General features: G+C 67.0%; 18 protein-coding genes and 1 riboswitch. Of the genes, 12 read left to right on the top strand and 6 right to left on the bottom strand.

Annotated features, from left to right (window positions below; genetic code table 11):
* From ftsA to EWH10_RS02325, 11 genes are all read left to right on the top strand, one after another.
* Positions 1 to 1,287: a cell division protein FtsA gene (ftsA, locus tag EWH10_RS02375; protein ID WP_044660130.1), complete on the top strand. Its 1,287-nt coding sequence runs from the start codon at positions 1 to 3 to the stop codon at positions 1,285 to 1,287.
* Positions 1,288 to 1,397: 110 nt separating this feature from the next.
* Positions 1,398 to 2,867 carry a cell division protein FtsZ gene (gene ftsZ / locus EWH10_RS02370; RefSeq protein ID WP_044660129.1) on the top strand — a complete coding sequence of 490 codons (1,470 nt, stop codon included), beginning with the start codon at positions 1,398 to 1,400 and terminating at the stop codon, positions 2,865 to 2,867.
* Positions 2,868 to 2,990: 123 nt separating this feature from the next.
* Positions 2,991 to 4,820, top strand: coding sequence for an SPOR domain-containing protein (locus tag EWH10_RS02365; RefSeq protein ID WP_044660128.1), 1,830 nt, complete (start codon positions 2,991 to 2,993; stop codon positions 4,818 to 4,820).
* Positions 4,821 to 4,889: 69 nt separating this feature from the next.
* Positions 4,890 to 6,047, top strand: coding sequence for a deoxyguanosinetriphosphate triphosphohydrolase (locus EWH10_RS02360; protein ID WP_044660127.1), 1,158 nt, complete (start codon positions 4,890 to 4,892; stop codon positions 6,045 to 6,047).
* 68 nt (positions 6,048 to 6,115) lie between these two features.
* Positions 6,116 to 6,406 (top strand): hypothetical protein, encoded by a 291-nt coding sequence (locus EWH10_RS02355; RefSeq protein ID WP_044660126.1) that lies wholly within the window; start codon positions 6,116 to 6,118, stop codon positions 6,404 to 6,406.
* 66 nt (positions 6,407 to 6,472) lie between these two features.
* Positions 6,473 to 6,572: riboswitch (glycine riboswitch) on the top strand.
* 178 nt (positions 6,573 to 6,750) lie between these two features.
* Positions 6,751 to 7,902, top strand: coding sequence for a glycine cleavage system aminomethyltransferase GcvT (gene gcvT / locus EWH10_RS02350; RefSeq protein WP_083199155.1), 1,152 nt, complete (start codon positions 6,751 to 6,753; stop codon positions 7,900 to 7,902).
* A 25-nt stretch (positions 7,903 to 7,927) separates the two neighbouring features.
* Entirely contained in the window at positions 7,928 to 8,299 is a 372-nt protein-coding gene (gcvH, locus tag EWH10_RS02345; protein WP_013040940.1) for a glycine cleavage system protein GcvH, read from the top strand.
* 120 nt (positions 8,300 to 8,419) lie between these two features.
* Positions 8,420 to 9,778, top strand: a complete 1,359-nt coding sequence (gene gcvPA, locus EWH10_RS02340) for an aminomethyl-transferring glycine dehydrogenase subunit GcvPA (protein ID WP_044660125.1) — start codon at positions 8,420 to 8,422, stop codon at positions 9,776 to 9,778.
* Entirely contained in the window at positions 9,775 to 11,346 is a 1,572-nt protein-coding gene (gene gcvPB, locus EWH10_RS02335; protein ID WP_044660124.1) for an aminomethyl-transferring glycine dehydrogenase subunit GcvPB, read from the top strand. The genes gcvPA and gcvPB overlap by 4 nt, the downstream gene beginning before the upstream one ends.
* Positions 11,343 to 11,987: a DUF938 domain-containing protein gene (locus EWH10_RS02330; protein ID WP_044660123.1), complete on the top strand. Its 645-nt coding sequence runs from the start codon at positions 11,343 to 11,345 to the stop codon at positions 11,985 to 11,987. The genes gcvPB and EWH10_RS02330 overlap by 4 nt, the downstream gene beginning before the upstream one ends.
* A gap of 40 nt (positions 11,988 to 12,027) precedes the next feature.
* Positions 12,028 to 12,909 carry a hypothetical protein gene (locus tag EWH10_RS02325; protein ID WP_044660122.1) on the top strand — a complete coding sequence of 294 codons (882 nt, stop codon included), beginning with the start codon at positions 12,028 to 12,030 and terminating at the stop codon, positions 12,907 to 12,909.
* Here EWH10_RS02325 and EWH10_RS02320 read toward each other — a convergent pair.
* The 3 genes from EWH10_RS02320 to EWH10_RS02310 all read right to left on the bottom strand — a co-directional run bounded on the left by EWH10_RS02320 (position 12,866) and on the right by EWH10_RS02310 (position 16,588).
* Complete coding sequence (locus EWH10_RS02320) at positions 12,866 to 14,857, bottom strand: ATP-binding protein (RefSeq protein WP_025549584.1); 1,992 nt, start codon at positions 14,855 to 14,857, stop codon at positions 12,866 to 12,868. The genes EWH10_RS02325 and EWH10_RS02320 overlap by 44 nt on opposite strands.
* Positions 14,858 to 14,979: 122 nt before the next feature.
* The gene (spt, locus tag EWH10_RS02315; protein ID WP_044660121.1) at positions 14,980 to 16,203 is read right to left on the bottom strand and encodes a serine palmitoyltransferase; all 1,224 of its coding nucleotides are present in this window, start codon (positions 16,201 to 16,203) and stop codon (positions 14,980 to 14,982) included.
* A gap of 142 nt (positions 16,204 to 16,345) precedes the next feature.
* Positions 16,346 to 16,588 carry an acyl carrier protein gene (locus EWH10_RS02310; protein ID WP_044660120.1) on the bottom strand — a complete coding sequence of 81 codons (243 nt, stop codon included), beginning with the start codon at positions 16,586 to 16,588 and terminating at the stop codon, positions 16,346 to 16,348.
* A 114-nt stretch (positions 16,589 to 16,702) separates the two neighbouring features.
* On the opposite strand from EWH10_RS02310, the gene EWH10_RS02305 reads away from it, so the two are divergent.
* A complete protein-coding gene (locus tag EWH10_RS02305; RefSeq protein ID WP_229742384.1) occupies positions 16,703 to 17,221 on the top strand; it encodes a Pycsar system effector family protein in 519 nt (172 codons plus the stop codon).
* Positions 17,222 to 17,254: 33 nt separating this feature from the next.
* Here EWH10_RS02305 and EWH10_RS02300 read toward each other — a convergent pair whose 3' ends face one another.
* Genes EWH10_RS02300 through EWH10_RS02290 form a run of 3 tightly spaced genes read right to left on the bottom strand, consistent with a single transcriptional unit; the run spans position 17,255 to position 20,882 of the window.
* The gene (locus EWH10_RS02300; protein WP_025549586.1) at positions 17,255 to 17,533 is read right to left on the bottom strand and encodes an ETC complex I subunit; all 279 of its coding nucleotides are present in this window, start codon (positions 17,531 to 17,533) and stop codon (positions 17,255 to 17,257) included.
* Between the two features lie 58 nt (positions 17,534 to 17,591).
* Positions 17,592 to 20,063 carry an ATP-dependent helicase HrpB gene (gene hrpB / locus EWH10_RS02295; RefSeq protein ID WP_044660118.1) on the bottom strand — a complete coding sequence of 824 codons (2,472 nt, stop codon included), beginning with the start codon at positions 20,061 to 20,063 and terminating at the stop codon, positions 17,592 to 17,594.
* Positions 20,064 to 20,102: 39 nt separating this feature from the next.
* Positions 20,103 to 20,882, bottom strand: a complete 780-nt coding sequence (locus EWH10_RS02290; protein WP_044660117.1) for a TSUP family transporter — start codon at positions 20,880 to 20,882, stop codon at positions 20,103 to 20,105.
* Between the last annotated feature and the right edge of the window lie 37 nt (positions 20,883 to 20,919).

Here is a 20,919-nt window from a genome sequence, read left to right as displayed (position 1 = left end):
ATGGCTCAACCCAAGGTCGAGAAGTTCGTCACCGCGATCGACATCGGATCGTGGAAGGTGTCCGCGCTGATCGCGGGGCGCACCGAAAATGGCGAACTGGCGATCCTGGGCACCGGCCAGCGCGAAAGCCGGGGCGTGCGGCGCGGCTTCATCGCGGACATGGAGCGGACCGAACTCGCCGTCCGGGAAACCGTGGAACAGGCGGAACGCGTCGCGGGCACGAATATCGAGGATGTGTGGGTCAGCTTCTCCGGCGGCTCGCTGGTCAGCGATGTCGTCACGGTCGAGCGCGACATGGGCGGCTATCGCGTCGAACAGGCGGACATCGATGACCTTCTGACCACCGGCCAGCAGGGGATCGATCCGGACGGGCGCGTGGTTCTGCATGCCCAGCCGACCTGTTTCACCATCAACGGCCGCGTGCCGGTGAAGAAGCCGCTAGGCATGCATGCGGACCTGCTGGGCGTCGACATCCATGTCGTGCTGGCAGACGGGGCGCCGCTCGCCAATCTCGACCTCTGCGTGCGCGGCGCTTATCTGAACGTCAACTCCATCGTGGCTTCCCCCATTGCCACAGGCCTCGCGTGCCTGTCGGAAGAGGAGCGGGACCTGGGCGTGGCGCTGGTCGAACTGGGCGCTGGCGTGACCAATGTCTCGCTCTATGCAGGCGGCATGCTGGTCGGGCTGCACAGCATTCCGATCGGCGCGTCCGACATCACGGACGACATCGCCTCCGCCTTCGGCATCCGCCGCAGCCAGGCGGAGCGGATCAAATGCTTCTATGGGTCCGCGATGCAGAACCGCCGCGACTTCCGCGACATGATAGAGATCGCCGCGCCCCATGGCGACGTCGCCATTCCGGGGCAGAGCGCCGGCCCCAATGCCGATGGCGGCAAGATCACCCGCGCCGCTTTGGTGGCGGTGATCTGCGAACGGTTGAACCAGATCATGGTGGAGGTGAATGCGGCGCTCGCCGGCATGGGCTTCAACACGCCTACCGGACGGCAGGTCGTGCTGACTGGCGGCGGCGCGGAAATGAAGGGCATTGCCGACTATGCCCAGGGCGCGCTGGGCCGCGCGGTGCGGATCGGACGGCCGCGCGGCCTGGCCGCCATGCCGGAGGCGCATAGCGGCCCGGCCTTCGCGACGCTGGCCGGACTTGCGCTTTACGGCGCTTCGAACCCGGTTGATCTTAGAACGATAGCGCCCGCTCCCCAGACCGTTCATCGTATCGGCGCGCCAGCATGGTGGCACAGAATGGTGAAGGCGATGAAGACGAACTATTGAAATAAACACAGGTCAGACGAATTTTACTGGTGAAATACGCCATCATCTGTTGCATTAACCTTCGATGACAGTTTCGCTCACGTCACCGAAGCTGGAGGGAGCTAGAATTTATGAGCATTGAAATCAGCCCGCCGCATGTGGACGAGTTGAAGCCACGCATCGCGGTGATCGGCGTCGGCGGCGCGGGCGGCAACGCCATCGCGAACATGATCGCCGCCTCCGTCGAGGGCGTGGATTTCATCGTCGCCAATACCGACGCGCAGGCGCTGAATGCCTCGCCTGCGGAACGGCGCATCCAGCTTGGCCCGCAGATCACCGAAGGGCTGGGCGCCGGCTCTCGCCCTGAAATCGGCAAGGCCGCCGCTGAAGAGACCATCGCCTCGGTCGAGCAGGCGCTGGACGGCGCGCATATGTGCTTCATCGCCGCCGGCATGGGCGGCGGCACCGGCACCGGCGCCGCGCCGGTCATTGCCAAGGCCGCCCGCGACCGCGGCATCCTGACCGTCGGCGTGGTGACCAAGCCCTTCACCTTCGAGGGCAATCGCCGCATGAAGTCGGCGGAGGCGGGCATCGAGGAACTGCAGAAGCATGTCGATACCCTCATCGTCATCCCGAACCAGAATCTGTTCCTGATCGCCAACCCGAACACCACCTTCAAGGAAGCCTTCCAGATGGCGGACGAGGTGCTGCAGCAGGGCGTGCGCGGCATCACCGACCTGATGGTCATGCCGGGCCTCATCAACCTCGACTTCGCGGACGTCCGTTCCGTGATGGGCGAAATGGGCAAGGCGATGATGGGCACCGGTGAAGCCGAAGGCGACGGCCGCGCTCTGCAGGCTGCTGAAAAGGCCATCGCCAATCCGCTGCTGGACGGCGTGTCGATGCGTGGCGCCAAGGGCGTGATCGTCTCCATCGTGGGCGGCGACGACATGCGCCTGATGGAAGTGGACGAGGCCGCCAACCACATCCGCGAACTGGTCGATCCCGATGCGAACATCATCTGGGGTTCGGCCTTCAACGACAATCTGAACGGCAAGATCCGCGTATCGGTGGTCGCCACCGGCATCGACAGCGATGCGGGAGCCAATGCCGCGCCGCTGACCCAGCCGTTCAGCTTCGCCAGCCGTCCGGCGGTCGCGGTGCCGACCGCCGCCGCGCCCAAGCCCGCGCCGCAGCCTGCGCCGGCTCCGGTCGCGGCTCCTGCGCCCGCGCCGGAAGCCGAGCCTGAAACGCTGGAACTCGACGTGCCCGCCGCGCCGGCCCCGGCTCCGCTGACCCCGCCTGCCGCAGCGCCGGCGGCGGCGAAGCCTGCGCCTTTCAGTCCGCAGCGTCCCGCCGCAGTGTTTTCGGATGAAGACCCTTCGCAGGACGAGTTGCTGCTGGGTGAGGATGCGGCCGAAGAAGCGCCGGCTCAGCCCGCTCCGGCGCCGCAGGCCGCGCCGCGCGTCGCCACCGGTGGCACGCTGTTCGAGCGGATGGCGGGCCTGACCCGCGGCGCCGACAAGGGCGCCGCCGCCAGCGATGAGGGCGCGCCGACGCCCGACATTCCGCGTTTCCTGAACCGTCAGAGCAACCAGTAATCGGCCGCGGGGTTCGCCCCGGGGCATACTGACAAGCGCGCCATCGGCTGCCATGGGCAACCGGGCGCGCTTTTTCTTTCGACATATTCCCTTGTCCCGCCTCCATCCGCTAAAGGGCTGTCTGTGAGACGTTATGACATATGGATTCTCCGCGGACTGCTTCTAGCGGGCACCGCGCTGGCGCAACCGGTTCTGGCGCAGCCCGCCCAGGTGCAGGCGATGCGTCCCTCCAGCGCGGAAAACCTCAACAATCATCTGGCGCGGCTGGCGTCCAATCCGCGTGACGTGACGGCGCTGATCGGCGCGGGCGAGGCTGCGCTGGACATGGACGACGCGCGGGCGGCGGCGGGTTTCTTTGCCCGGGCCGACACGCTGGCGCCGAACAACGGCAAGGTGAAGGCGGGCCTTGGCCGCGTCATGCTGAAGAACCAGAACCCCGCCGAAGCGCTGCGCCTGTTCGATCAGGCGACGCGGCTGGGCTTTCCCGAAGCGACCCTGCTGTCCGACCGGGGCCTTGCCAAGGACATGACCGGCGATCAGGCGGGCGCGCAGCGCGACTATCAGGCGGCGCTCCAGCGGACACCGGACGATGTCGAACTCACCCACCGCTATGCCGCCTCGCTTGGCATTTCCGGTCAGGTCGATGCGGCGGAACGAGTGCTGAAACCGCTGCTCTACAAGAGCGACCGGGCGGCCTGGCGCTACCGGGCGTTCATCCTGGCGATGAACAACCGACAGGCCGACGCCAGGAAGATCGCGGAGCAGACCATGCCGTCGCAGCTTGCCACGGCGATCCTGCCCTATATGCAGAAAATGCCCTATCTGACCGCTGCCCAGAAGGCGGCGGCGGTGCATTTCGGGCATTTCCCGGCCAATGTCGGTTCGACCGTCGCCGCCATCACGCCCACGCCGCCCGCTTTCGCGGCCGCCACGCCTGCCGCACCGCCGGCCAGCCAACCCGCCGCCCGGACGCCGCCGCCGGCCCGATCCGCGCAGCAGGATCGTCGTTCGCGCCGCACCGAAACCGCCACGAGGCTTGCGCAGGCCGAAGCGCCGGCCCGTAACGCGCCAGCGCCAAGCCAGCCCGTTCCCACCTCCACCATTCCACAGACCCAGACCCAGACCCAGACGCCGCCTCCGCCGCAGCGCGCGCCGCAAGCTGCCGCCTCCGCCGCCGCTCCCGCCACCTCCAATGTGCAGGGCCCGCCGGCGCCCGGCTTCGAATCCGTCCCGGCGCAAAGCCCGGCGCCCGCCAGCCCGCCGCCGAGCCAGCTCAACGCGATCACGCTGGCGCAGGCATCGGCGCCCCCCACATCCAGCCCGCCACAGGGCGGGGTGGACGCGCCGTCGGCTCAGCCGGCTGCTCCGCCACCAACCGCAACGCCTGCGCCGCAGCAGCAGCAGATCGATCCGGCCGTCACCCATTCGCTGGCGGACATCATCCACGCCATCGATGTGCCGGAATCCGAACGCCAGTCGAGCGTCGTCGCGGTCGACCTGTCGGAGGTCGCCCGGATCCAGGCCGCCCGCCGCGCCGAGCGGGAGGCATCCGCCGCCGCTGCCGCGGAAAAGGCGAAGAAGGCCGCCGCCGCCAAGGCGAAGGCCGAAGCGGATGCCAAGGCCAGGCAACTGGCTGAGGAAAAGAAGAAGGCGGCCGAGGAAAAGGCCCGCCTTGCCGCCAATCCCTCGCGCAACTGGCTTCAGGTCGGTACGGGTGCGAACAAGGGCGCACTGGCCTTCACCATGAAGGGATTGCGCAAGAAATATGACTCGCTCGAACCGCAGGACGCCTGGGTGGCGAGCTGGGGCCGCACCAATCGCCTGCTTGTCGGGCCGTTCAGCAGCTTCACGCGGGCCAGGGCGCTGGAGGACAAGCTGAAGGCGGCGGGCGCGGACGTGTTCGCCTGGAAAAGCGATGCCGGGGAAGTGGTTGAGCGGCTTCCGGCGAAATAGGGCGATTTCCCATCGATCGGAACATCGAACGACTCGGCAATGGTCGAAAACGGCATTAAAGGGCGCGGCATGACGCTGCTTGCATCCTATGCCTCGCATCCCGGCCAGAGCCGGGGCCGCCTCCATGCCGAACCCGGCGGGGAGGTGCGGGGGCCCCGCGACATGTTCCAGCGGGACCGCGACCGCATCATCCACAGCATCGCCTTCCGCCGCCTGCGCCACAAGACGCAGGTGTTCGTGTCGCCCGACGGCGATCATTTCCGCGTCCGGCTGACCCACAGCCTGGAGGTGGCGCAGATCGGGCGCACGACGGCGCGGACACTGGGCCTCAACGAAGACCTTACCGAAGCGCTTTGCCTGGCGCACGACATCGGCCATCCGCCTTTCGGCCACGCGGGGGAGGATGCGCTGGAGGCGGCGCTCGACGCACATGGCGGCTTCGACCATAATGCGCATACGCTGCGCACGCTGATGCTGCTGGAAAGTCCCTACCCGCTGTTCCGCGGCCTCAATCTGAGCTGGGAGATGCTGGAGGGGCTGGCCAAGCATAATGGCCCGGTCACGCGGCCCGGCTGGGCCATGCGGGAGGTGGATGCGCTGTTCCCGCTCGACCTTGCCAGCCATGCCTCGCTGGAGGCGCAGCTTGCGGCGATCGCGGACGACATCGCCTATGACAATCACGACATCGACGACGGGCTGCGCGCGGGCCTGCTGACGCTGGACCAGCTTCTGGGCGTGCCGCTGGTGAAAGGCTGCTGGGACCGGGTTCGCGCGCGCTATCCCGATGTGCCGGAGGATCGCCTGCTGCGCGAACTGGTGCGGGAACAGATCGGCGTGATGGCGAACGACCTGATCGCCGCCACCCGCGCCAACATCCTTGCGGCGGGCGTGGAGACAGCCGACGACGTTCGCCGGGCCGGACGCCCGCTGGTCGGTTTCTCGCCCGAACTCGCAGCGCAGGAGCGCGATCTCAAGCGGTTCATGTATGCGACGCTCTATCACCACCCATCACAACTGGCGGCCGCCGACCGGGCGCGCGTGATCGTGACCGATCTGTTTCGCGCCTATCAGGCCGACCCGAAACTGATGCCGCAGGAGTGGCGCGACGATTGCGCGACGCTGGAACCCCGGCGCAGCCGCCATATAGCGGACTTCATCGCGGGCATGACCGACCGCTATGCCGAAAAGCGGCATGCCGAGATTTTCGGTGAACTGGCGCTGGCCTGAGCCATTGTCCGGAGATTCGCGACGGTCCGGCATTCCCTTTGCCCTGAAACCGCTCTACGCATCGGGTCATGGCCCTTCATCCGCAGATCGCCGCGCTCGCGGCCCAGCTTGAGGATCTTGCCGACCTGCTGCGCGCGCAGGGCGACCGGCTCTGGTTGGGGCGGATCGACCTGGTGCGACATCTGGTCGCGGACTCCAATTTCGCCGGCGTCGAACGCTTTCTGCGCCTGTTCGAAGGGGAGGAGGGGCTTGGCGCCCTGGTCCTGAACGACGCATCGGCCAACCGGCGGCTGATCGAACGGCGGCAGGCCGCGCGCATATTGGCCGAACGGCTGGCAAAAGAGGAAGGCGCCGATTGAGCGATTGACGGCGCGGCGCGTTTCACGCAATGCGGAACTGTCGCCGGTGCCGTGGATTCGGTCATCGGACTTGATGCGGGAGAGCATGGGAAGCCTTTCAGGCCACCCCGTCGCCGAAGGAGCAACCGCCCCGGAATCTCTCAGGCCAAAGGACCGCATCATGGGCAGGCACTCTGGAAAGCGGACGGTTCGCGCCGTCCCACCGAAGGGGTAAGCCATCCGGTCGCCTGACTGGTGGTCAAAGCTCTCAGGTTCCGTGACAGAGGGGGTGGCAAACGCGATGAGTCCGACTCCGGACGGGCGCGTCTGTCGCCAATGACCCTCGCACGGAAAGGCCGCCCCTCATGTCCGGCAATGACGACATCGCCCATCTCGAAGAAGAATTGCCGTTGCAGGACCTGCCGCTGGATGGCTGGCACCGCGCCAGGGGCGCGCGCATGGTCGGCTTCGCGGGCTATCACATGCCGATCCAATATGAAGGCATCATGGCCGAACATGCCTGGACCCGCGAACATGCCGGGCTGTTCGACGTCAGCCATATGGGCCAGATAGGCTTTTCCGGCGAAGGCGTGGACGACGCGCTGGAAATCCTGTTGCCGAGCGACATCAAGGGGCTGAAGCCCTTTCGCCAGCGCTATTCGATGCTGCTCGATGAAGAAGGCGGCATATTGGACGACCTGATGGTCTCCCGCCTGGGGGACGGCGCCTTCGACGGCGCGGACATCTATATGGTGGTCAACGGCGCGACCAAATATGACGACATCGGCTGGATGATCGAGCATCTGCCCGATGAAGTGGTGATGAATCACATGGACGAGCAGGCCCTGCTCGCCTTGCAGGGGCCGGAAGCGGGGGAGGCGATGGCCACGCTGGTCCCGGAAACCGCGGATCTGATCTTCATGCAGTCCGGCCTCTTCACCTGGCGCGGCGTTCCGCTGTGGATCAGCCGGTCGGGCTATACCGGCGAGGATGGCTTCGAGATCAGCCTGCCCGCCGCGGATGTGACGCTGCTGGCCGATGCGCTCTGCGCGTTGCCGCAGGTGAAGCCGATCGGCCTTGGGGCACGCGATTCCCTGCGCCTGGAGGCTGGGCTGCCGCTTTACGGCCATGACCTGACGCCTGCCGTCAGCACCATCGGCGCCGATCTGGGCTTCGCCATCCATAAGCGCAGGCGGGAAGAAGGCGGCTTCATCGGCCATGCGCGGGTGATGAAGGAATTGGCCGACGGACCGGGTTCGAAGCGCGTGGGCCTGAGGATCGAGGGCCGCCTGCCGGCGCGGGAGGGCGCGACGATCCATGCCGGCGGCGCGCAGGTGGGCGAAGTCACGTCCGGCGGCTTCGCGCCTACGGTGGGCGCGCCGATCGCGATGGGCTGGGTCAGCCTGCCCCACAGCGCGATCGGCACGGCGCTCGAAATCGAAGTGCGCGGCAAGCGCATCGCGGCGGAGGTTGCGCCGATGCCGTTCGTTCCGCACCGTTATCGCCGCAAAGCCTGAGTCCTTTTCGGAAGGGGATTGATTTATGAGCCGTTATTTCACCGACGAACATGAATGGATCGATGTCGAGGGCGAAATCGCCACGGTCGGCATCACCGATTATGCGCAGGAGCAGTTGGGCGACATCGTGTTCGTCGAATTGCCTGCGGAGGGCACGACCTTCGAAAAGGGCGATGACGCGGCCGTGGTGGAGTCGGTCAAGGCCGCCTCGGACGTCTATGCGCCGATTTCCGGCGAGGTCGTGGAAACCAACAGCGCGCTGGAAGACGAGCCTGCGCTGGTGAACAGCGATGCCGAGGAGGATGGCTGGTTCTTCAAGCTGCGCGTCACGGATGCCAGCGAACTGGAAGGCCTGATGAACGAAGCCGCCTACAAGAAGTTCGTCGCGAGCCTTTGAGAAGCAAATAGCCCCTCCCTTTCGGGGGAGGGGTTGGGGACCGCCCCGGGCGCCGCGTCTGGAGGATGGTCCCCACCCCCGGCCCTTCCCCTGAAGGGGAGGGGAGAGGAGATATGTGAAATGCGCTACCTACCCCTTACCGATACCGACCGGCAGGACATGCTGTCCGTCATCGGGGCGTCCTCCATTGACGACCTGTTCGTGGACGTTCCTGCCGAGGCCCGCCTTTCGGACAAGATCGCCGGCCTGCCCGACCATGCCAGCGAACTGGCGGTCGAGCGCCACATGGCGGCCCTTGCGCGGAAGAATCTGTCGGCGGGGGAAGCGCCCTTCTTCCTGGGTGCGGGCGCGTACAGGCATCATGTCCCCGCCAGCGTCGATCATCTGATCCAGCGCGGCGAGTTCCTGACGGCCTACACCCCCTATCAGCCGGAAATCGCGCAGGGCACCTTGCAGGTGCTGTTCGAATTCCAGACGCAGGTGGCGCGCCTGCTGGGCTGCGACGTCGCCAACGCCTCCATGTATGACGGGTCGACCGCCTGCTGGGAAGCGATCGGCATGGCCCGCCGCATCACCAGGCGCGGCAAGGCGATCCTGTCGTCCGGCCTGCACCCCCATTATGTCTCGGTCGCCAACACCATGGCGAAGTTCACCGGCGACGCGCTGGTGCATCAGGCGCCGACGCTGGACGCCGCCACCGACACCGACGCGCTGATCGCCGGGATCGACAAGGATACAAGCTGCGTCGTCGTCCAATATCCCGACATTCTCGGCCGCATCGCCGACCTGACGCCGCTCGCCGATGCCGCCCACGCGGCGGGCGCGCTGCTGGTCGCGGTCGTCACCGAGCCGGTCGCCCTGGGTGCGATCAGGGCGCCGGGCCATATGGATGCGGACATCGTCGTCGGGGAAGGGCAGTCCATCGGCGTCGGCCTGCAATTTGGCGGGCCTTATCTGGGCCTGTTCGCGTGCAAGCAGAAATATGTCCGCCAGATGCCGGGCCGCCTTTGCGGCGAGACGGTGGACGCGGCGGGCAAGCGCGGCTTCGTGCTGACGCTTTCTACGCGCGAGCAGCATATCCGCCGTGAAAAGGCGACGTCGAACATCTGCACCAATTCCGGCCTCTGCGCGCTGGCGTTCAGCATCCATATGACGCTGCTGGGCGAAAGGGGATTGCGGGAACTGGCGGCGCTCAACCATGGGCTGGCCGTTCAGGCGGCCGACCGGCTGGCCCAGGTGCCCGGCGTCACGCTGCTCAACGACAGTTTCTTCAACGAATTCACCCTGATCCTGTCGAAGGACGCCCGCGAAGTCGTCCGCAACCTGGCGGACAAGGGCGTGCTGGGCGGCGTCTCGCTCGGTCGCCTGTTCCCGGACGCGCCGGCAATCGGCAACGGACTGGTCGTCGCCGTCACCGAAACCGTGACGGTGGAGGATATCGAAATCTTCGCGAAGGCGCTGGAGGAGGAACTGGCATGACCATGCTCAAGGAAGGCCGGCCGACCACGCCGCAGGCTCTGACCAAAGCCGACAGCGCGCCCGCGACCGCCACGGGCAACCGGGCGCTGATGCTGGAGGAAGCGCTGATCTTCGAAATCGGCTCGACCGAGACAACTGGCGTCGACTTTGCCGAAGCGCCAGAGGTCGCCAGCCGTCTCGGCGATCTGGCCCGCACCGACAGCATTGGCCTGCCCGGCCTGTCGGAGCAGGAAACGGTGCGCCATTACACCCGCCTCAGCCGCCAGAACTACGCCATCGACCTTGGCCTGTTTCCGCTCGGCTCCTGCACGATGAAGCATAATCCGCGCCTGAACGAGAAGGTGGCGCGGATGCCCGGTTTCGCGGACCTTCACCCGCTTGCACCCCAATCGACGGTGCAGGGCGCGCTGGCGGTGATCCATGAACTGGCCGCCTGGCTGGTGACCCTGACCGGCATGCATTCCGTCGCGATGAGCCCCAAGGCGGGCGCGCATGGCGAATTATGCGGCCTGCTTGCGATCCGCGCGGCGCTGGAAGCGCGGGGCGATGCGCGCAGCGTCATCCTGGTGCCGGAAAGCGCTCATGGCACCAACCCTGCGACCGCCGCCTTCTGCGGCTATAAGGTCGAGGATATTCCGGCGACACCGGACGGCCGGGTCGATCTGGAAGCGCTGAAGGGCCGCCTCGGCCCTGACGTCGCGGCGGTGATGATCACCAATCCCAATACCTGCGGCCTGTTTGAGCGGGACATGAAGACGATCTCCGACGCGGTGCATGCCGCCGGGGCCTTCGTCTATTGCGACGGCGCGAACTTCAACGCCATCGTCGGGCGGGTCCGCCCCGGCGATCTGGGCGTCGACGCGATGCACATCAACCTGCACAAGACCTTCTCCACGCCGCATGGCGGCGGCGGTCCCGGCTCCGGCCCGGTGGTGCTGTCCGAAGCGCTCGCCCCTTTCGCGCCGCTGCCCTTCGTCGAAAAGCAGGGCGACAAATTCGTGCTGGTCGAGGAAGAGACGGCGGAAGACCATCACGGCCAGACCTTTGGCCGCATGGTCGCCTTCCATGGCCAGATGGGCATGTTCACCCGCGCCCTGACCTACATCCTCAGCCATGGCGCGGACGGCCTGCGGCAGGTCGCCAGCGATGCGGTGCTGAACGCCAACTATATCCTGCGCAGCCTGGACGATGTGCTGGACGCGCCCTTCGGCGGCAGCGGCCCCTGCATGCATGAGGCGCTGTTCAGCGACAAGGGGCTGGCGGAAGGCTTCACCACGCTCGACATCGCGAAGGGGCTGATCGACGAGGGCTTCCACCCGATGACCATGTATTTCCCGCTGGTGGTGCATGGCGCGATGCTGGTCGAACCTACGGAGACGGAGAGCAAGGCCGCGCTCGACCAGTTCATCCTGGCGCTGCGCAGCCTGGCCGAACGCGCCAAGGCAGGTGACGAGGCGCTGAAAGGCGCGCCCTATTTCGCCCCGCGCCGCCGCCTGGACGAAACGCTGGCTGCGCGCAAGCCGGTCCTCACATGGACCGAGCCGGCGCTGGCGGAAGCGGCCGAATGACGGACGGGCCGGAGCCGTGGGAACCCGGTTCCGGCCTCGCCGCCGCGGGCAAGCGCCACGCCCCCGCGACGGAGCGCAATCGCGACGCCATATTGGCGGTGCTTCGGGAGGAACTGCCATCCTCCGGCCTGGTGCTGGAAGTGGCGAGCGGCAGCGGCGAGCATGCGATGTACTTCGCCGCCGCCCTGCCCGCGCTCGATTGGCAACCGAGCGATTCCGATCCGGCTGCGCTGGCATCCATAGAAGCGTGGCGGCAGGAAGCGGGGCTCCCCAATGTGCGTCGGCCACTCAGGCTCGATGCCAGCGCAGGCGGGCCGGTGGAAAGGACGGACGCGATCCTGTGCATCAACATGGTGCACATCAGCCCCTGGGAAGCGACGCTCGGTTTGATGAAGGCGGCGGGGGCCGCGCTGCCGCCGGGTGGCCTGCTCTATCTCTATGGGCCCTATCTGCGGGAGGATGTCGAAACCGCGCCAGGCAATCTTGCCTTCGACGCATCGCTTCGGGCGCGCGATCCCGAGTGGGGCCTGCGTCGGGTCGAGGATGTCATTGCGATTGCGGAGGGCGAGGGGCTGGCATTTCAGCGACTGGTCGAAATGCCCGCGAACAATCTGTCCTTGATATTCCGGCGGCGGGATTGAAAGACTGCCGCGCTCCTGCGAAGGGAGAGCCCAAGGACCGATGCCTCACACTCTCCTCTCCCTCGTCACCGCCGAACTGGCCGCGCCCGCCGATCCGCGCGCGGCGGCGATGGCGGGCGCGTTGGCGGCCCAATATCCCGACGCTTCGCGGGCGGTGCTCTTCTACGGCTCCTGCCTGCGGGAGGAGAATCTCGACGGCTTGATGCTGGATTTCTACCTGATCGTATCAGACTATCGCGCCGCTTATGGAAAGCGCTGGCTCGCGACCGCCAACCGGCTGATCCCGCCCAATGTCTTTCCCTTCGAACATAATGGCCTGATCGCCAAATATGCGGTGCTGTCGGAGGCCGACTTCGCGCGCCTCAACAGCCCTGCCGCCGACAATGTGTCGGTCTGGGCGCGCTTTGCCCAGCCTGCGCGGCTGCTCTGGGCGGCGGACGACCTTGCCCGCCAGCGCGCCATCGCCGCCGTTGCCGGCGCCGCCCCGACGCTGCTTTCGCTCGCTCGCCCGATGGTGCGGGAACAGGACGCGCTGTCGCTGTGGAAGACCGGCTTCACCCTGACCTATGGCGCGGAACTGCGGGCCGAGCGCAAGGGCCGCTCCCTTTCCATCGTCGATGCCGATCCGGACCGTTACCGGCGCTTCGGGGAAGCCGCGCTGGCCCAGGGCCTGCCCCCGTCGCCGGAGCCGGATCAGGCGGCCGCCCTCTGGCGGCGGCTGCAAAGGCGCGGCAAGTGGCTGTCGGTCGTCCGCCTCGCCAAGGCGAGCTTCACCTATGCCGGCGGCATCGATTATCTGGCTTGGAAGATCAACCGCCACGCCGGCACCGCTATCCAGATCAAGCCCTGGCAGCGCCGCTGGCCGCTGATCGGTGCGCTTACTCTGCTGCCGCGGCTGTTCCGGGGTGGTGCGATCCGCTGAGCGCATTCGACAGCGCCTGTGCCAGCCCTGTCAGCGTATAGGGTTTGCGCAACACCTCATGACCCCCGAAATCGGCGCTTTCAGCCGTATCGCCGGCATAGCCGGTGACGAACAGCACCGGCAGATGCGCATAGATGGGGGGCAGGGTGCGGATCATCTCCGGCCCGGTCATGTCCGGCATCAGCACGTCGCTGACGATCAGGCCGATGTCCCGATGGCTGGTGAGCAGCTTCGCCGCCTTCGACGGATGATCGCAGGCGACCGGCAGGTGGCCCAGTTCCGAGAGCGCCGCCATCGTCTGGTTGAGGACGCGCGGATCGTCCTCAACCACCAGGATGCGCATCGGTGGGTGAAGCACGGGTTCCCGGTCCGGCGCAGACGCATCCATCGCGTCTTCGCCTTCCGCACCGATATGACGGGGCAGATAGAGGTGGACGCTCGTGCCCTTGCCGGGTTCGGATTCGATGCGGATCTCTCCCTCGCTCTGGTGCACGAAGCCGAAAATCTGGCTGAGGCCAAGCCCCGTGCCCTTGCCGACCGGCTTGGTGGTGAAGAAGGGTTCGAACACGCGGGAGAGGATGTCGGGCGTCATGCCGCAGCCGTCGTCGCTGACGCTTAGGGTCACATATTCCCCGCCGGCGCATTCCCCGATCTCATGCTGCGCGAGTTCGGCCTGCCCTGTCCTGATGATCAGCCGACCCCGCCCGTCCATCGCATCGCGGGCGTTGACGCACAGGTTCAATATCGCATTTTCCATCTGATGCTGATCGACGAAGATCCGCCAGCCCTTCGCCTCATTTTCGAAGGCCATGGTGATCTGGTCCCCGATGGACCGGTCGATCAGGTCGGACAGGCCCGCCACCAGCGCATCGGGATCGACCGGGCTGGGCAGCAGCGGTTCCGACCGGGCGAAGGCCAGCAGGCGGCGGGTCAGCGCGGCGGCGCGATTGGCGCCCTCCATCGCATTGTCGAGATGGCGGTTCGCCTCCTGCGGTTTCAGCCGCAGCTTGCGCTTGGCGAGTTCCAGACCGCCGACCACCACCGCCAGCATGTTGTTGAAGTCGTGGGCGATGCCGCCGGTCAACTGGCCAACGGCGTCCATCTTCTGCATCTGGCGCAGATTTTCCTCGGCGGCGGCGCGTTCGGCGGTCTCCTTCTTGAGCCGTTCATAGGCGTCCGACAATTCGGCGGTGCGGGTGGCGACGGCCTCCTCCAGCCGGTCGGCGCGTTCCGCCTCGTCATCCGCCTGCCTGCGGGCATTGCGCCGCTCGCTATAGGCGGCATTGGCGAACCAGAGCGCGAACAGCACGCAGACGAGCAGCACCAGCCCGAAAAGCTGCGATGTCTTGCCGAACCAGGCGTTGCGATCCCCGGCCAGCGACACGGCCTGGCTGCGCTCCTGCAAGCGGGCATTCTCCGCCTGGATGACGCGGTCCAGCAGCGCCGTGATGCGCATCAGGTCGCGGGATCTGCCCGCCTGATGGAATTGCGCGAGCGCCGCCATCTTCTGGTCGTAGGTGGTGCGCAGGCCGATCTCGCTCAGCGTCTTGCCGCGCTGGTCGAACGCCGCCTGCAACGCCATGACGTTGCCGCGCTGCCAGTCGGAATGGCGGGTGGTGTAGTTCAGCGTCTTGAGCTGGCTTGCGGCGGTGCGCCACTGATCCTGGAACAGGCGGCCGGTATCGGGGTCAAGGCTGATGACATAGCGGGCCAGCGTCACTTCGGCGCGGGCGGTCTTCGCCTCGAACGCGCGGGCGAGGGCGATGATCTCGAAACTGCGGCGCTGTTCCTTCAGCGCGCGCTCATGGTCGCGGGCCGCATGGCTGGCGCTGTAGAGCAGCGTGCCGAGAGAACCCACCAGCAGGACGACGAGCACCAGCGGCAGGAAGCGTGCAACGAACGCTCGCCACCCTGTCGCATGTTCATCCATGAAAAACCCGTCCGCCATCGACAGTTACACTAGATGAACAATATTAATGGAGAAATGCCGCAGGTGAAAGGTTCCGATTTCGCCGCAAATTCCGTCGCGTTAAATGCCCGTCCGGTCGCGGCGGCGATGGGAAGGCGCGATCAGCCGATCGCCCCCGTCGCCCTGCCCGCGGCCTCGAACATCGCGATGATCTGGCCGACCTGTTCATCGCTATGTTCCGCGCAAAGCGAGCAGCGCAGCAGAAAGGTTCCCGCGGGAGTTGCCGGGGGGCGCGCCATGTTGACGTAGAGCCCCAGTTCCAGCAGCGCCTGCCACATGGCGACCGCCTGCGTCTGGTCGGTCAGGATGACGGCGATGATCGCGGATTGCGGCGTTTCCGTGCCCAGCCTGAAGCCGAGGTCGGTCAGGCCCTTGTGCAGCCGCTGGCTGTTCTTCCACAGATGGGCGCGCTTCTCGCCGGCATGCATCAGTTTGCGGATCGACGTCGCGGCGGTGGCGACGACGCTGGGCGGCAGGGACGCGGTGAAGACATAGGGACGGCAGACGAGGCGCAGCACCTCGAACTTCGGATGGTTGGAGACGCAGAAGCCGCCCACCGTGCCGACCGACTTGGAGAAGGTGCCGACGACGAAGTCCACGTCCTTTTCGACGCCCTGCTCCTCATAGACGCCGCGGCCGTTGGGGCCGAAAAAGCCCATGCCGTGGGCCTCGTCGACCAGGATCATGCAATTGGGATGCTTGCGGACCGCCGCCACCATGTCCGGCAGGGGGGCGACGTCGCCCAGCATCGAATAGACGCCCTCCAGCACCACCAGCTTCAGCGCGTCGGCGGGCAGGCGGCCCAGGCGCTTGTCCAGATCCTCGACGCTGTTGTGGCGGAAGCGGACGATCTCCGCATCGCCCAGGAAGCAGCCGTCGTAGATGGAGGCGTGGCTGTCGGCGTCCAGCACGACATAGTCGCCCTTGCCCGCGAGGGTGGAGATCATGCCGAGATTGGCCTGGTAGCCGGTCGAGAAGACCATCGCGCCGCTGGTGCCGTAGAAGTCCCTGAGCGCTTCCTCGACTTGCCTGTGACCCTGATAGGTGCCGTTCAGCACGCGGCTGCCGGTGGTGCCAGCGCCGAAGTCGTCCAGCGCCTTCTTGCCCGCGGCGACCACGTCCGGGTCGAAGGTCATGCCCATATAGTTATAGGTGCCGAGCAGGATCGTGTCCTTGCCCTTGATCACCGCCTGGGTCGGGGACTTCACCTCGTCCATCACGATGGCGAAGGGATCGCGCACGCCGGTCGCCAGCAGCGCCTCGCGCTCTGCGATCAGGGCATCGAATTTGGAGAAGAGGTCGCGGGCTTGCGTGGCGTCGGTCATTGTCTCAATCGTCCCAAAACCGTTCGGGCTGAGCGAAGTCGAAGCTTCTTGCCGAGCGGAGCCGCGGCTCCATGCTTCGCCTTGGCTCAGCAAAGGGCTTCGACTTCGCTCAGCCCGAACGGCGGTTAAAGTCTCAGGCGGATCAGCCCTTCAGCTTCGCCACGGCGTCCACGAGCTGGCCGATGGTCTCGATCTCGGCCTGCATGTTCATGGTGATGATGATGTCGAACTCATCCTCGATCGCGGCGACGAAATCCATCACCGTCAGGCTGTCCCATTCCAGATCGCCGGCGAAGGTGGTGGCTTCGGTCAGTTCGACGCCCTTTTTGTTGAAAGGCGCGATCTGGCTCAAAACGCTGTCGAAAATTGGCTGGCGATCCGTCATTATCCGTGGTGCTTTCCGTGAAAGAGCGGCTTTTGCCCTTAAGCGTCGCTCTTTGGCAAGGGAATAAGGCGGCAATCGGGCATGACTGTCGCGAAAAAAGGGGAAGGGGGGACTATGGCCGATGGGGCGAATGCGCCGGTGCCCAATGCGATCCACCTGCTGCGCACGGCGGTGCAGACCAATATGCAACTCAGCCAGATGGCCGACCAGAAGGCGAACATGCTGATCGGCGCGTCGATGGTGATCTTCACGCTTTGCGTCGCGCAGTTGCGCTCGGGCGCGCTGGTCTGGCCGGTGGCGGTGCTGGCGGTGGGCGTGTTCCTGGCCGCGACCTGCGCGATCCTGGCGGTGCTGCCGAGCGTGAGCCAGCCACGGGGCGGCGTGGGAGAGGAGGATAATCTCTTGTTCTTCGGCGTCTTCACCAGTCTCGGCGAAGCGGAGTTCAGCGATCGGATGATGCGGCTTGTCGCGGATGACGACGCGCTGTGCCGGGCGATGCTGTGCGACATGTACCAGAACGGGCAGGTGCTCCAGCGGCGGAAATATCGCTGGCTGGGCTATGCTTACCGGCTGTTTCTGGCAGGCGTGGTGGCGAGTTTCGCGGCGTTGATGGCGGATCTGGCGCTCAGGTGATGCTGAAGGCGCAGGCCTGTCCTGCCCGGCGGCTTAGCGGAAATTGTCCGCGTAAGCCTGAATCTTCAGCGTCTTCGGCGCGGTCGGAATGACCGTATAGGGAATCCCCTCCCGCTCCGCATAGGCGCGGGCGGCTTCCTCCGAGGAGAAGGTCAGCCTGATCTGCTGCTTCGTGTCGCCGGAACCCGCCCAGCCGGTAAGGGGATCGGGCTTCTTCGCTTCGGCCGCCACATATTCCAGCACCCATTTGCGGGTCAGCGCCTTGCCGGACTGCAGGGCGTTCTTCTGGATCTGATAGATGCGCGCGCTCATCGCGATAGAGACTCCTGAGGGAAGATCGGGTTGCGTTGCACCAGCGACTGGATCGAAGTCAAGGCTTCCCCTTGGCGTCGGCGCGTTTCGTGCGCAGCGTGGCGCCGGCGGCCGCCGGGTCGTCCGGCCAGGGATGTTTGGGATAGCGGCCGCGCATCTCCTTCGCCACGGCGCTCCAACTGCCCTTCCAGAAGCCCGGCAGGTCGCGCGTCGTCTGGATCGGCCGGCCGGCGGGCGAGGTGAGGGAGAGGACCAGCGGAATGCGCCCGCTGCCGACCACCGGATGCTCGTTGAGGCCGAACAGGGCCTGGACGCGCAGTTCGACGCGGGGGCCGCCCTCCGCCGCATAGTCGATCTCATGGCCGCTGCCGGCGGGGGAACGGAATTCGGGCGGGGCCAGCCGGTCGACCTGCTGCTTCCCGTCCCAGCCGATCAGCCCTTCCAGCACGCCCGAAAGCTGCGAGCGGTCGATGTCGGAAAGGCGGCGCCTGCCCTGCAGCAGCGGGGGCAGCCATTCGTCCAGCGTTTCCATCAGCGCGGTATCTGACAGCGCCTCCACCCCGGCGAAGGCAGCGCGCATCCTGAGCGACCGCGCGGCGTCGGACCAGGGAAGCAGGTCCAGCCCGCCCTGCCGCACGCCGTCGGTCAGGGCGGCGACCACGGCGGTCGGATCGGGCCGATCGTCGGAACCGGAAGAGAGCCGCACCGCGCCCAGCCGCCTTTCGCGCAGCGCCTCTATCCCGCCATTGGCGGCCCGGAAGCGCACGGTGCGGTGTTCCGCGACGCGAGCGCTGAACAGGTCGATCACCTCCGCCTCGCCGATCGGTGCGGCGGAAAGGATGCGGGCGCCCGCGGCGCTGCCCTGCACTTCGCCCACCGCCAGCCATTCCTCCCGCGCCAGGGGGCTGAGCGGGTCGAGCCGGAAGCCGCGTCCCCCGACGCTTGCCCAATCGGCTCCGTCCGCAGAGCGGCGCCTTGCGACCCGGTCCGGGAAAGCGAGGGCAAGGCAGAGGCCGGTTTCATGGCCTCCCGCCGCACTGACAGGGATTGCGCCGGATGAATCCGTCGGGGCCAGCTTCGCCCATCGCTTCGCCATCGCCCGCGCCACATCGGCGCGCTTGCCGCTTTCCCGCCGCCAGCGCATCCGCCGCTGCGACAGGTCCGTGTCCTGTCCGCCGATTCCCCGCTCGCCCAGCAGCACGGCAACCTCCGCCGCGATCTCCGCCAAACCCATTTCGCCTGCCCGCACCAGCATATGGCCGATGCGCGGTTCCAGCGGCAAGGTGGCGAGCGTCTTGCCATGGGCGGTGATGCGTCCATCCTCGTCCAGCGCTTCCAGCACCGTCAGCCGCTTGCGCGCCTCCGCCACGGCGGCAGCGGGCGGCGGGTCCAGCCAACGCAGCTCGCCCGGATCGCTCACCCCCCAAAGCGCGCAGTCCAGCATCAGGCTCGACAGGTCGCTCTCCAATATTTCCGGCGGGTCGAAGGGCGGCATCCCGGCCGTCGCAGCCGCTTCCCATAGCCGATAGGCGACACCCGGCCGCTGCCGCGCCGCCCGCCCCGCCCGCTGGGTCGCCGCCGCCTGGCTCGCCCGCTCCGTCACCAGCCGCGTCACCCCCGCCGCCCGGTCGTAGCGTGGCCGCCGGGCCAGCCCGCTGTCGACCACGATCCGCACGCCGTCGATGGTCAGGCTGGTCTCCGCAATGGAGGTGGCGAGGATGACTTTCCGCCGTCCCTCCCGCGAGGGGCGGATCGCCGCGCGCTGCGCCGCCGGATCGAGCGACCCGTGGAGTTTGTGAACCTCCGCCCCGGCATCCTCCAGCCGTTCCGCCGTCCGTTCGATTTCCGCCACGCCGGGCAGGAAGGCGAGCAGGTCGCCTTCCGTCTCTTCGTTGAGCGCCCGGCGGATGGTGGCCGCCATTGCATCCTCTATCCGCTTTTCGGCAGCGCGTCCGACATGGCGCAGTTCCAGCGGCTGGATGCGGCCTTCGCTCTCCACCACCGGCGCGTCCTTCCCGCCATGGGCGAGCAGCGCGGCAAAACGTGCCCCGTCCAGGGTGGCGGACATCGGCACGATCCGCAGGTCCGGCCGCAGCGCGCCCTGGGCGTCCAGCGCGAGCGCCAGTCCGAAATCGCTGTCCAGGCTGCGCTCATGCACTTCGTCGAAGAGGACCGCGGAAACGCCCGAAAGCTCCGGATCGTCCTGGACCCGCCGCACGAAAATGCCTTCGGTCAGGACCAGCAGGCGGGTCCGGGCCGACATCCGCGAATCCATCCGCGTCGCATAGCCCACCGTGCCGCCGGGCTGTTCGCCCATCAGTTCGGCAATCCGTTCCGCCGCCGCGCGGGCCGCAAGCCGGCGAGGGGAGAGCAGCAGCACCTGCCCGGTGCACCAGGGTTCGTTCAGCAGCGCCGGGGCCACTGCCGTCGTCTTGCCCGCGCCCGGCGGCGCCACCAGCACGGCGTTGCTGCCTTCGCGCAGGGCGGCAAGCAGGTCGGGCAGCACGGCATCGATGGGCAGGGCAGTCATGGCTGTCCCTCTCGCGCCATTCCCGGCCGAGTGCAAGGATCAGCCGAACAGCAGCGCGTGGATGGGGTTTTCAGGGTCGAGCAGCATCTTCGCCGTCAGCGCCAGCGACATGACGATCAGCAGCGGCCGGATCAGGCGGCTGCCGAAGCGCATGGCGAGGCGCGATCCGATCTGCCCGCCGGCGATGCTGCCCACCGCCATGGCGAGGCCGACGATCCAGATCACATGCCCGCCCGCGATCATGGTAAGCAGGCCGGCGAGGTTGCTGGCGAAATTGGCTGCCTTGGTCTGCGCGGTGGCGCGCACGAGGCCCAGGCCGCCCAGCGCAATGAAGATGCTGGTGTAGAAGGCGCCCGCACCCGGTCCGAAAAAGCCGTCGTAAAAGCCGATGACGCCGATCAGCAGGCTCAGCAGCACCATGCCGATGCGCTGGTGCCGGTCGATCTCGCTCATCTTGGGCGAAAAGGTGAAATAGGCCGCCAGCGCGATCAGCAGCGCAGGCATAAGCCCCGCGAGGATGGATGGATCGACCCGCTGCACCAGCCACGCCCCGCCGACCGACCCTGCGAAGGCGGCGAATATCGGCCAGCGATAGGCCTTCAGATCCATATGTCCCGCCCGCGCATAGGCCACGCAGGCGCCGAAGGTGCCGAGCGAGGATTGCAGCTTGTTGGTGGCGACCGCCGGAACGGGCGGGATTCCGGCAGCGAGCAAGGCAGGCAGGGCGATCAGCCCGCCGCCGCCCGCCATTGCGTCGATGCATCCCGCCATAAGCGCGGCGGCCATGAGGAAGGCGATGGTTTCAGGAGAAGGGATCATGATCGGCAGGAGGTCTTGGCGGAATGAAGCGCTAAGT

Origin of the sequence: Sphingobium fuliginis (assembly GCF_004152845.1) — a bacterium.
GTDB classification, from domain to species: Bacteria; Pseudomonadota; Alphaproteobacteria; order Sphingomonadales; family Sphingomonadaceae; genus Sphingobium; species Sphingobium fuliginis.
Note: the sequence above shows the minus strand (reverse complement) of the source record. Positions and strands in the feature narration are given on the sequence as shown.